This window comes from Romboutsia weinsteinii, assembly GCF_002250835.2.
Classification (GTDB): domain Bacteria; phylum Bacillota; class Clostridia; order Peptostreptococcales; family Peptostreptococcaceae; genus Romboutsia_A; species Romboutsia_A weinsteinii.
Genome location: NZ_NOJY02000020.1, coordinates 47,879 through 59,372 on the forward strand (window position 1 = coordinate 47,879; position 11,494 = coordinate 59,372).

15 protein-coding genes are annotated in these 11,494 nt (G+C 28.2%); 2 read left to right on the forward strand and 13 right to left on the reverse strand.

Going from position 1 to position 11,494, the window contains the following annotated elements; genetic code table 11:
- Nucleotides 1–143: 143 nt before the first annotated feature.
- The 6 genes from CHL78_RS12070 to CHL78_RS12095 form a co-directional block, all read right to left on the reverse strand.
- Complete coding sequence (locus CHL78_RS12070) at nucleotides 144–656, reverse strand: hypothetical protein (RefSeq protein ID WP_094367013.1); 513 nt, start codon at nucleotides 654–656, stop codon at nucleotides 144–146.
- An 11-nt stretch (nucleotides 657–667) separates the two neighbouring features.
- Complete coding sequence (locus tag CHL78_RS12075) at nucleotides 668–1,225, reverse strand: hypothetical protein (RefSeq protein ID WP_158540688.1); 558 nt, start codon at nucleotides 1,223–1,225, stop codon at nucleotides 668–670.
- A 56-nt stretch (nucleotides 1,226–1,281) separates the two neighbouring features.
- Nucleotides 1,282–1,461 (reverse strand): hypothetical protein, encoded by a 180-nt coding sequence (locus tag CHL78_RS12080; protein ID WP_094367011.1) that lies wholly within the window; start codon nucleotides 1,459–1,461, stop codon nucleotides 1,282–1,284.
- Nucleotides 1,462–1,473: 12 nt separating this feature from the next.
- The gene (locus tag CHL78_RS12085) at nucleotides 1,474–2,517 is read right to left on the reverse strand and encodes a hypothetical protein (RefSeq protein ID WP_094367010.1); all 1,044 of its coding nucleotides are present in this window, start codon (nucleotides 2,515–2,517) and stop codon (nucleotides 1,474–1,476) included.
- Between the two features lie 219 nt (nucleotides 2,518–2,736).
- Nucleotides 2,737–4,047: a hypothetical protein gene (locus CHL78_RS12090; RefSeq protein WP_094367009.1), complete on the reverse strand. Its 1,311-nt coding sequence runs from the start codon at nucleotides 4,045–4,047 to the stop codon at nucleotides 2,737–2,739.
- A 161-nt stretch (nucleotides 4,048–4,208) separates the two neighbouring features.
- Entirely contained in the window at nucleotides 4,209–4,988 is a 780-nt protein-coding gene (locus CHL78_RS12095; protein ID WP_094367008.1) for a hypothetical protein, read from the reverse strand.
- A gap of 93 nt (nucleotides 4,989–5,081) precedes the next feature.
- Between CHL78_RS12095 and CHL78_RS12100 the strand changes: the two genes are divergently transcribed.
- Nucleotides 5,082–5,504: a hypothetical protein gene (locus CHL78_RS12100; protein ID WP_094367007.1), complete on the forward strand. Its 423-nt coding sequence runs from the start codon at nucleotides 5,082–5,084 to the stop codon at nucleotides 5,502–5,504.
- Nucleotides 5,505–5,755: 251 nt separating this feature from the next.
- Here CHL78_RS12100 and CHL78_RS12105 read toward each other — a convergent pair whose 3' ends face one another.
- The 3 genes from CHL78_RS12105 to CHL78_RS12115 form a co-directional block, all read right to left on the reverse strand.
- The gene (locus CHL78_RS12105) at nucleotides 5,756–6,550 is read right to left on the reverse strand and encodes an abortive infection family protein (protein ID WP_094367006.1); all 795 of its coding nucleotides are present in this window, start codon (nucleotides 6,548–6,550) and stop codon (nucleotides 5,756–5,758) included.
- A 223-nt stretch (nucleotides 6,551–6,773) separates the two neighbouring features.
- Nucleotides 6,774–6,959, reverse strand: a complete 186-nt coding sequence (locus CHL78_RS12110; RefSeq protein ID WP_094367005.1) for a hypothetical protein — start codon at nucleotides 6,957–6,959, stop codon at nucleotides 6,774–6,776.
- 131 nt (nucleotides 6,960–7,090) lie between these two features.
- Nucleotides 7,091–8,458 carry a DEAD/DEAH box helicase family protein gene (locus CHL78_RS12115; protein WP_094367004.1) on the reverse strand — a complete coding sequence of 456 codons (1,368 nt, stop codon included), beginning with the start codon at nucleotides 8,456–8,458 and terminating at the stop codon, nucleotides 7,091–7,093.
- Between the two features lie 193 nt (nucleotides 8,459–8,651).
- Between CHL78_RS12115 and CHL78_RS12120 the strand changes: the two genes are divergently transcribed.
- Nucleotides 8,652–8,981, forward strand: coding sequence for a hypothetical protein (locus tag CHL78_RS12120; protein WP_094367003.1), 330 nt, complete (start codon nucleotides 8,652–8,654; stop codon nucleotides 8,979–8,981).
- Between the two features lie 261 nt (nucleotides 8,982–9,242).
- On the opposite strand, the gene CHL78_RS12125 is transcribed toward CHL78_RS12120, so the two are convergent.
- The 4 genes from CHL78_RS12125 to CHL78_RS20785 all read right to left on the reverse strand — a co-directional run bounded on the left by CHL78_RS12125 (nucleotide 9,243) and on the right by CHL78_RS20785 (nucleotide 10,834).
- Nucleotides 9,243–9,899 carry a hypothetical protein gene (locus CHL78_RS12125; protein ID WP_094367002.1) on the reverse strand — a complete coding sequence of 219 codons (657 nt, stop codon included), beginning with the start codon at nucleotides 9,897–9,899 and terminating at the stop codon, nucleotides 9,243–9,245.
- Nucleotides 9,900–10,269: 370 nt separating this feature from the next.
- Nucleotides 10,270–10,428 carry a hypothetical protein gene (locus CHL78_RS20780; protein WP_158540689.1) on the reverse strand — a complete coding sequence of 53 codons (159 nt, stop codon included), beginning with the start codon at nucleotides 10,426–10,428 and terminating at the stop codon, nucleotides 10,270–10,272.
- 13 nt (nucleotides 10,429–10,441) lie between these two features.
- Nucleotides 10,442–10,678, reverse strand: a complete 237-nt coding sequence (locus tag CHL78_RS12130) for a hypothetical protein (protein ID WP_094367001.1) — start codon at nucleotides 10,676–10,678, stop codon at nucleotides 10,442–10,444.
- Entirely contained in the window at nucleotides 10,679–10,834 is a 156-nt protein-coding gene (locus tag CHL78_RS20785) for a hypothetical protein (RefSeq protein ID WP_158540690.1), read from the reverse strand.
- Nucleotides 10,835–11,494: the final 660 nt, after the last annotated feature.

The window sequence follows — 11,494 nt, forward strand, 5'->3', positions numbered from 1 at the left end:
GCTATTTCCTCACCCAAATGAACTAGGAGTGAGGAATAACATTAATAGAAATTGTAGAGATTAAATATCCCTACACCTCAATATCTTTTCCGATAGGTTTTTATAGGGTATATATTTCAATAAAAATAGTTACAATTTCGTAACTATTCTAATACATAATGAAGTTCATCTTTATGTACTGTAAATCCTAATTCGTATGCTATCCTTAGTAAAGAAATATAGCCTTTTCTACTCACTTCTCGCTTTGGATTGCCTAGACAATATACCGAACTTGCTTTATCTAAACCTAGTATCCACATCAAATCATCTACCGTATATTGCTTCGATTTCTTGATGAATAAATATAATTCTCTAGTATTGTGCATTCTCTTAGGCTCTTTTGCTCTACCTATCTTAATACATTTCTCTATCTCATATATTTCTTTAATATAAGCTAAAGTATCTGTTGGAATAGGCTCTAATCTAACTTCTCCATCTTTAATTATGATTAAATTTCCATCATAAATACTTTTATCAAATTCAAATAATATATCAAAATCTTCTATATATCTTTTACTGTTCTTAGCCCATTGCTTTATAATTTCCAATGGATACCTGTCCTTTCTACTTGTTGCAATTCTATATCTTGAACCTCTAATCCCCCCAATTGATGCCATCTAACTATCTCCTAATCTATGCACCTATTCGGACATTTCCCCTTGTAACACTTCTTGCACAAATCTTCAAAATTGCAATTTTTAGGTATTTCAATATAATACAATCCATCTTTAGCCTTCTCAAAGAATACAATTTCCATAAATCTCAACCAACTGAATAAATAAGATTTCCCTTTATTTCGATAATTTACGTTATCTCTTTTATATGTAAGTCTTATAATTTGCAATAATTTATATTGCTCTTTTTCCCCAAGTTCCCTACCAAAGAAACCATGCTCTACCATCAACCTTAAAACTTCTTCTTTGCATTTGCTATCATTTCCATAAAGTTTATTCTTAATTGGAATTGTTCTTTTCCCAAAATCACTTCTTATTCTATCTAGTTCGGATGTATCCTTACCTTCATTATGTAAAATTCTTGAAGCCATTAACAACCCATTTATAATAAGTTCATTATCTTCCATATCCTTTATCAATTCTGAATTAGAGTTTATTAAACTTAAGTCATACCCTAGCCCTATTAACTCTATATTTACTTGTGTTTTTACTTCTGACATTTTCTTCACCATATCTACTGGGAATTCTATTCCCGTAGCCTTTCCTTTATATTTTAAAAATCTAAGTTTTATTCAACTATTAATTTAAGTAATTCATTGTGCATTTCTATTACAAGATTATCTAATATTCTTTCTTTAGATTTACCTACTGCATAATTTGTTATAGCCGTACCATGAACACCTAAAGCATCTGCTATTACTTTCTTTTTTACTCCAAGTTTTATTAATGTATCAATTTTATTTTTCATAATAATATGCTCCTAATCTACTTCAATATTTAATATTAATGGTATTTCAAAATTCTCTAAATCTACTTCTTCATCTATTTCTGTATATGTTGCTTCTATGTAATCTTCTTCATTTAACATATTAGATACCATCTTTTTACATTTTTCTATTGCTTCATTGGTTGCTTTTTTTGTTAGCTTATCTGCTAATGTTCTAATCCTATATTCTTCTGTATAATCCTCTATCTCAATTACATCATCAGAATTATATCCAAAAACTTCGATTATCTTAAATTCACCTCTGATGATACGTAATACCTCATAAGCATCAGCATCTAAATCTACTTCTGAACATTTAAACATAATATATCCATCATAGTCTTTTATAAGCTTATTATGTTTAAATACATTCATTATTAGCATTATCACATCTTCCTTTGTCCTATATTTTGCTTTCCCAACAGTTAAGTCAATATATTCATCTTCTTGTAAATATTCAGAGCCAATTTTACCCTCACCTAACCACAAGGCTTGTCCATCTACAATAGGTATATCGCTATCATTTACTAATAATGATATTGATTTCTTTTCTGTTTCACCTTCTAGTAAGAAACTAAAACCTATAACCCTTTCTTGGCATCCTTCCTTTTCTAATTTTGAATTAAGTTCTTCATATTTTTCTTCAATATTTTTATCATACTTTTTAAACTTTATTTCTTTTTTCATTTCTGCATCAGTATATTCTAAAGATTTATGTACCATATCTTCATTGATACTACTATCCATTTTTGTTAGTAGATTTACAAAACTGTTTGCACTAAGACTTGTCTTAAAAGTTTCTACTCTATCCTTAATTTTAGTTTCCATGACAACAACCGAACCATCTATTTCTAACATACTAACTTCACTCTCTCTTATATATAAAGAGTTTCCGTATCCTTTTAATTTACTTACTTTTATACCACTCTCTTTAATAGCCTTTTTTATTTTGTAAATGCTATACTTGTTACCGTACACATGAACTAAGTCATTTACTTTATAATAAACTTGTCCATCATATATCAATCTATTTATCATAATTAATTTACCGTCCTTTTAATTTATTTTTCTTTATAAATTTTATCTTACATATATATTATATATTTCCTGCACGAAATCGTAACACAATATTTCAAATATTCTGATATTTTGTATAAAAAAAGAAAGTCCCTTTAAGACCTTCTCTTTAAAACTAAAATTTTATCTAAATTCAATATTCTACTAAAAACTAACACACATATATATTAAAATGCTTTTTTAAAGTTTATCTTTTTTATTAGATATATTTAAGAATTCATTAGTTTTTTCTTTATCAAACGTTTCATCGAACACTTTAAATAAATTTTCCTGGAATACACTAATTAACCTCTCAATTATATAATCTAAAGTAAATATTTTTTTCAAAATGCACATACCTTGATTTGGACACTCACTGCATATTTGCCTACCATGTAAAACGGGATTACGTTCTTCATACAATTCATTGCAAAATTCTTTTAAAAAATCATTGTCTAGATATTCTTTTGCATAAGTACGCTCCAAAATATCCCTAATTCTTTTGCTTTCAAAATTACAATCTTTGTTACAATCATATATTTCAGTGTCTGATATATATATTTTTTTTGTCTTGTGAACTTCATTAACTAATTCCCATAATATTCCTTCTATGACAGAAAAAATAATAATTAATGCACTATCAAATCTTTTTTCATTAATATTTGCAAATATATCTTTAATCAAATGAACTCTTTTTCTAATTGAAATCAGTGGAACATTCATATTTTCATTAATATTATTAACGGCATGACCATATTGCTTTTTCCAAGTTTCTGTATTAGTATGGTTATTAATAAACTCTTTATAATCAGATACAGTTAGTTTTCTATGCCAATACCAATTACAAGGTATCTCTTTATTGTCCTTTAAAACATCATTCAAAGATAGTGGCATTAAAAAATTAGGATAACATACAGCATATGAAATAGTATCAATCAGATGTGAGTTACATTTTAAAACTTCACAAGAAAACACACTAATATCTAAAATATCTATTAATATTCTAAATTGTTGTGTGTATTTCTCAATTTTTTCGTATTTGTTCGGATTTGACTCATAATGCTCCCTTATTATCCTTTTAACAGTTTCATCTTTTCCCCTTTGTTTTAGATTAATTACTTGTTCTTTTTTTTTCTTAGGAAGCTTACTCTGTATATATTCTCTTATTTCTTTCTCATGTTCATCAACCAGACATGATACATTTTTACTATAAATGTTCGTAACTTTTGATATCAAATCATTGTTTCCATCTTTTATTTTAGTGAATATATCTAATACATTTTGAAAATCTGCTTCATTCCTTATTAATTCAATATCTTCTTCTGATATATTAGTTAATAACAGTGCCTGTTGCATAAAATCTATGTCATTTTGGGGTAATTTCTCGATAGTATATTGCTTATTTTTTTCATTCATCCATAACGGTAAAAAATAATTAATTTGTTCGTCCAGTAGTTCCTTCTCTTTTGGGTTGTTCTCTAAATGTTCCACAATATTTTCTCTTGTTATCATATATTCCCCTCCGTTTTTTATAGTTCATATTATAGTATAAATATAATTTATTTATAATTCATCATTCTAATTTTATATGAAATTATACTTTTTCTCATACCTATAAAATTAAAGTACAAAACCTTATTTCTAAAACTACCTACTATTCTAAAATTATCATTTTATTTATCATCTTCTTCATCTTCTTCATCTTCATATTCCTTCAATAATTCATTGTAATACTTAGATGGGTCATAAAAGTCCCTTATATTTTCATACAAGTTCCATATATGGACACCAAACAATTCTAATAAATTTTCTATTTTATCTGAGGTATATTCTATTTCATCCCCTATCTTTATATCAGGGTATATTTTAGATAAATCTTTAATAGCTCTTTTATTAACTACACCGTTAAAATGTACCAATAAGTTTCTTTCTATTCTAAATGTATTTGCTTCATCTATGAATTTCTTATCTATCTCAAACTCATAGTGTGTCTTACATATTTTGTTTATTTCTTTTAATTTAGAACTAATCCCCGTTAATGCTTGGTCTAATATATTATCTACAAATAATTCTGTTATATCATTTTTATCTTCACAATTAATAGCATCTTCAAACTCTAACCTTATTTTACTATTTGCAACAACTGAGCTATTATACATACAAATAGTTTTATAGACCCTACCCAAACATTCATCTACAACAATATAGAAGTTTAAGTAAATCATTCTTAGAAATTTTTCTTCCATATTGAAGTTTAATTTTTCTATACGTTCTTCAAGATAGGTTTTATAATCATTATTACTTTCTATTTCAAGTTTAGGCTTATTTTTTAACATCATAGTAAATATATGTATTTCTGAACCTAACCACTCCGATGCTTTCATTATGTCGTGGTCTGTTCCCCAATCATAAAAATCATCTCTATCAAAATATTTTCTTTTGTTATTTTCCAATATACATCCCTCCACAAACATAATCACTTATATTATACCAAAATATGGTATATTATTATAAGTATATATTTTATCAAAAGGGGATTATAAGATATGAAATTACTACCAAAGATTATTGTATCAATTTTAATATTAGGTATAGGTGTGGGTATAGGTACTTTTGTATCTAATAAACCTAATACTAATGAGCCTACTAAAGAAGTTGCTCAAGAACAAGAATTTACACCTAGCGAAGTAATGGAAAGCCAAAGACAAGCAAAAGCAAAAAGGGAAGAAGTTGCTGGTGTACCTTATTATAGCAATCAAGAATATTATGATGCTTTTATAGGTATGAATGTAAATGACTTAATATACGAACTTGAACAAGGTACATACCAACTTGTAAAAGGTGAAATAGGGGTTACGGAAAGCCTAACATATGAAGAAGGAAACGGAAACCAAGTTATAATTGATTATGAGGTTGACACTAAAACAATAGACAATGTTAATCTGAAAGAGGTTCAAGGGGACAAATAACGTTCCTCTTTTTTATCTAAAATAGTTTGTTTGATTTAGATAATCTATAAATTTCATGTGTAACTTATTTTAATAAATTGCAATATATAGGTATAAAAAAAAGAGTTATACGGTAAATTGCCGTATAACCCATTCCTAAACTAAAAGTTTACCAATACTATACTATTTTGCTTTAGTTACAGTCTTTAATATTCTGATAGCTTGTTTGTTTCTTATTGCGTTGTCTAATTGCATATCAACAAATATTCCGACTATTTATCTATTTTTTTCTCAACTGCATCTATAAATGATTTCACTGCTATTACACTATTGAATATAAATACACTTTCATCATAATTCAATACATCATTATCATGTGCTAATGTCTTGTTATTCCTTACAAAACTAAGGTCGTCTAAAATCTTTATATTAGATTTTAATATTCTTATAGTCATTTTTGTTTCTATTAAATTGCCATGCTCTATAAATTTAGCATACTTCCCAAATAAATTATGAAGTGGTTCATTATCTAAAAATGGTATGCTATGTTTATTACACAGTTTTCTCATAAACTTCATCATATATGTATGTAATCTATCTAAAGCACCATCTGCTTGACCATTATCTATACTTATTTTAATTTGGCTAACTAATAATGTAAAATCTTCTTCTCCAGTTTCTAATGCTTCTACATCTACTGAATTTTCATTTAATTTATCAATTGCCATTTTACACTTTTTATATGTTCTAAGTTTCGCTCTATCTTCAATTCCCTCGATATCATCTACACCATTTCTTCTTAATTGGATTTCTACCCACTCTTCAAGAAGTTTATCTAATACTTTTGCAACTATATGATTATCTTCTATATCTATAAATGCTCTTAACCTTTTAGCTTTAGATGTCCCAATAACATGATATTTACTATCATCAATATCTATATTTACATTTTGATATATAAATTGCCTAAATCTATTATCACTAAATCTATTTCCTAATACATATCCACTACCCATATCAAATAAATCTTCAAACTGCATCTGCTCCAACGATTGTAAATCTGACATAATCCATCCCCTTAAGTATTATATTTATCTTTTTCTACATTATACCACATATCTCTAACCTCTCGAATGACCGTATAAACCTTTTCAATAGTTCTTTAATATATTTAATACCTATAATACTAATACAACCAATATAAGAGATACCAGTTGTAGTGGAACATGAAATAAGGGTATCTATCTGTGTATGCTTCATATCCAATCTTCCCTTAGTAACAAGACTTCGCTATGCCACTAAGGAATATCTATCCAAGCACTTCACAAGTTCCGTTACTTGAATATCTATTAATAAAAATCTTTTTTCTTTTTCATAAATTAATAAATGAATTGGAAAAGTTCCTTTAGGTACTTTTAGGGATGATAAAAAGGGGTTAGGTTTGGAAGGGGATATTAAGAAGGGGGCTTCGTTCATCGTTGCCCACCCCCTTCTTATTTTCCCAATCCAATAGTATTTAGTAAAGGTTCGTATCTGATTAAAAAGTAAAACTCTGACATTTTGGAAGTTAGGCAGATACCCAACTTCTATTTTGTCAGAGTTTTATATTACTTTTCTATAATTTTATCAAATCTTTGTTGCTTACCATTAATCTTATCTCTACCACTTAGTATTAAGAATTTATCATTTTCTAATATTAAATTCTTAATACTTGACCACTTTAATTGCTTTCCATCCTTATTTACCAAATCATAATGTTGCACTAGCTTGTCCTTATCCTCTTTAATTAATGGTCTGTTTAAGAATTCACTCGGTATTGATGTTACTTTAGACTTCTTACTATTGTCTTTGTGGAATAGTAATTTTATATCATGTCTTATTCTACCTGTAACTTGAATTATTGTGTCCTTGTCGGTACTATTAACAAGAACTGTAAATGTCTTATGTAATGAAGTATCTTCCATATTTTCTAAGTTCCAACCTGTTTGGTAAGCATCATTTATTATTAACACATCGTATAGGTCTAATAATAAATTCTTATTTATAAGATTATCCCTCACTATTAATTGCTCTTTGCTCATTGGCTCATTGGCATTTGTTGACCATAGTACAATAGTTTCAAATCCCATTTCTTTAAATTGTACTTCTATTTCCTTGCAACTTTTTATAGTTTGAGAATATACAAGTATATTTCCGAAATCCTTATGCTTCTTGTCTTTAAAGAACCTAAATGTATTTTTAATATTATCAAATGGGATAGTTTTATCTATACTATAACCTCTTAGCTGATACCCTTCTAGTACATCATATAGGTAATTTGAATAAGGTTTATGCTCCATTATCCTATTAGGTGTAGCCGTCATTAGTACAAAATCCGTATCATATTCGTCTATAAACCTTGTCAAGTTGTGTGCTAGGTAAGAACATCCACTAAGTAGTTCAGAAGCCCTTCTAACTTCTTCATCCTTGGCATATTTGAAATTTTTAGTCAATACATCACTATCCATATCTGAATACTTTAACAAGTTATGTGCTTCGTCTATAACTATTAAATCTATATGTTCAAGTATTGAGTTATCTCTTTTTACTAAATGACCAAACCTATGATAACTCATACATCTTATTTTAGCTTGTTCCTCTCTCAAGTCTAAGTATATGTCTAAGTCATTTACCCAATCTTTGTCATATATCTTCATCATTGAGCCGTACTCTTGTACCATGCTATCCTCTAGCATATTTGTATCAACTAAGTATAATATCCTTTTCATTTCTATGTATTTATCCTGTTGTGATAATTCATTGAAGAAGTAAGTTGTCTTACCACATCCACAAGGAGCATTCACCAAGTTTACTTTGCCCTTCTTTATCTTGTAGCCATTTGCTCTAGCTACTTTTGTTAAAAACTCTCTGTCTTGCATATCTATATAGCCTACCTTTCCATCTTTATAATTTAATAATATTTGTTCATTGTTCATATTGGTTCGCACCTCCGATTTTTTCTCTATACTATTATTATATATAGACTGACGATTTTTGTAACATTTTTCTGATTATTACTGGGTTTGAGGGTTCTATGTGGAACAATTTATCATTTGAATTTAAGTGTATTGTTTTAGTAAGTGTATACTATAATATAAGTATATTTATTTTGAAAATTAGGGGGTTTTTATGAAGGAAATAATTGATTTAATAACTAAATCTGCGATATCGATAGGGGATGACTTAGGCAAAGGATATGATAAATTTAAAAAGGGAAATCATGTAAGGAAAATCAAGGATAAAATAATTTGGCATGAAAAAGAAATTCTTAAAAGAAAAGGTGAAATTACAAGAAGGGAACAAGAATTAAAAAAATCTACTGATGAAAGTAGAATTAAATATTTGAAAGAAAGGCTAGATTATCTTTATGAAAAATTAGAATATAGCGAAACTAGATTAAAAACTTACAATGATACACTTGATAGCATTATAGAGAAATCTAAAGAACGTAATAAATAATTGAAAAATGTTTATAATTACATCGGTGGGTTAGTTGCTTAAAGATTAACTCACCTTTTTATTAAGGACATATATTATCCCAATTTTTTTGTTTTATTAAGTGCTTCCCATTTTGGGAACTACCTAATAAGTTTACGAAAATGACTTAAAAGTTTAGTATTATTATATTATAGAAGAAAATAGGTACATATTTTGTCATACAACTTAAAAAAATGTGAATTTTAAACAATAAAAAACACCCACGTTAAGTGAGTGCTTATGTTAGTTATTATTTTCTTGTTCTAATACTTTCATGATAAGTGGCATTATAGTTGTTGCTACTTTAACCCCTTTTGTACTTACCCAATTGAAACACGCTTTCAGTTTTCTCCACTTTTGAGGTCTTGCTATATCTTCATTTCCAACTTCCTCAATTTCATTAATTTGTTCTATAATCTCTTGTACTTCTTCTTCACCTAATGCTTCATCTTCTTCAATTACTTTTCTAGCACTATCGAACATAGTTTTTAAGTCTACTGCATTAGTATTTGTGTTTGTGTTAGTATTTGTAGAGTTTCCACTTTCTTTAACATTACCAATTTCTCCACTTATATTTCCTATATTTTCAAACCTATTCGGGCTTTCATTATTAAGATTATTTTCAGATTGTAATGTAACTTTAGCTGACTTAGATTTTTCTATCTCTAGTTCATGTAATCTATCTTCTTTATAGACTTCTAAGCTTTCTTTTATTATGTGTAACTCCTTAGCTCCAAATATACTTTTATTTCCCCTTATATATGCTATTGCTGTAATCTTCGGTGAATATAATTCTATCAGTAAGTCACCAACATTTTGCATTTCTTCTCTCTGATTATTTTTTAGTGCCATATCACATTGCACTATATGCCTTTCAAGTACTGAAACATTATTCGTCATATTATTTCTCCCTTTACATATATTTTATATAGATACATTATATATTATTTTGAAGATAAATGTAATAAAAGGACACACTCGCAAGTGCATCCTTTATTAGATATGATAATATTTCGTCTAAAAAAAGACGAAAATCTATTTATAATCAAATCCTTCAATCTTGGAGTTTAACCTAGAAGGATTAATAAGCTATGTAGAAGGGCTACCACACCCTTCTACTCAAACAAAAAAATATACCTTAAAATGTACAAAAAATAATGATTGAGGACTACCACATCCTCAATTCTTAGTATAACTACTGATTTTAACAGCTACAAGACTTTTTTAGTAACAATAGGTTACAACTTTATCGATTGAATTTACATACAATTTACATAAGTGAGTAACCAAAATATTTCATAAAGAACCAATCCCCAACTTTAAACATTAACGGTAATATTATAAATAATGTTACTAATACTATTGCTATCATTTTCAATAACTCTATTGCTATATAATTTACCCCTCTTTTTAGTTTAACTTTATCCATTCTATTCCCCTTTCTAAATTTCTTGTGTTTTATATCCATCAACTTTTATACTTGGTCTTGCATCCCTAATAATACCGTCCTCACTACCCTCATATTTATGGCTATATGGCATATTATCTATAAACGCTTTCGTTGACGGTCTATTCATCAGCTTATAATTCATATACATACTTGTTATCAATGCTCCAAGCAAAATATATGGTATCAGCTCTTTTGCTAAATCTTTAGTCTTTCTTATCGCTAATCCCATTTACCTCATACCTTCCTTCTTTAATTCTTTTATAAATACTTCCATTACAAACTCTCTTAACTTTAATCCTTTTGATGATGCTAAAGTTTTTACGTCTATATGTAAACTTGTAGGTATTTGTATCGTCAATGGCTTTAACTTATCTTCTTTTTTCATTAGTAATTTCTCCTTTGCTTTTTTAATTTTATACTTTTATTATAAACCACTTCAAACCTAGTAATACCAGCTACTTATCGACATTTGATATCTAGTTTAAAGGTCTAAATTGTTTAACAATTCATCCAACTAATTTCTACAATTTATTTTTTATCCAAGTGCTTGTCCTACTCTAATATTTAAACTTGCACTTGATTACTTCGTGTATCTAACATATAATCCTAGGTAGAGTAAGTGAAGGAGAAATGGACATAGTTAGCCAAGGAAAACTGTGGCTAACCTCTATAATCCCAGTATATCGTTTCGCTCGGATTACGGACTAGCACAGTTACATATCAACCTCAATGACTACTTTCTCCCCCAATAGTCGGTTCTTTAATATGTTGCACAAAGAGAAACCACTTACCTACCTGTTGTTTATTGTAGCCCGTAGTTGCTACTCTAAGCCCTTCTATGTAGTGCTAGATACATATATATGCTTTGAGGGTTGGATACCTCACTATTTAGTCGGCATATTGCAATATGTATGTCTACACATCCCAATCGCACTAGGTCAAACATTCTTCCACTATAAAACCCTTTTGTGGGGTAACGACTGGTTCTTCTTTACTTTAGAATTACCTCCTTATAGAGCTCCTCAAATAGGTAGAGTGTTATATA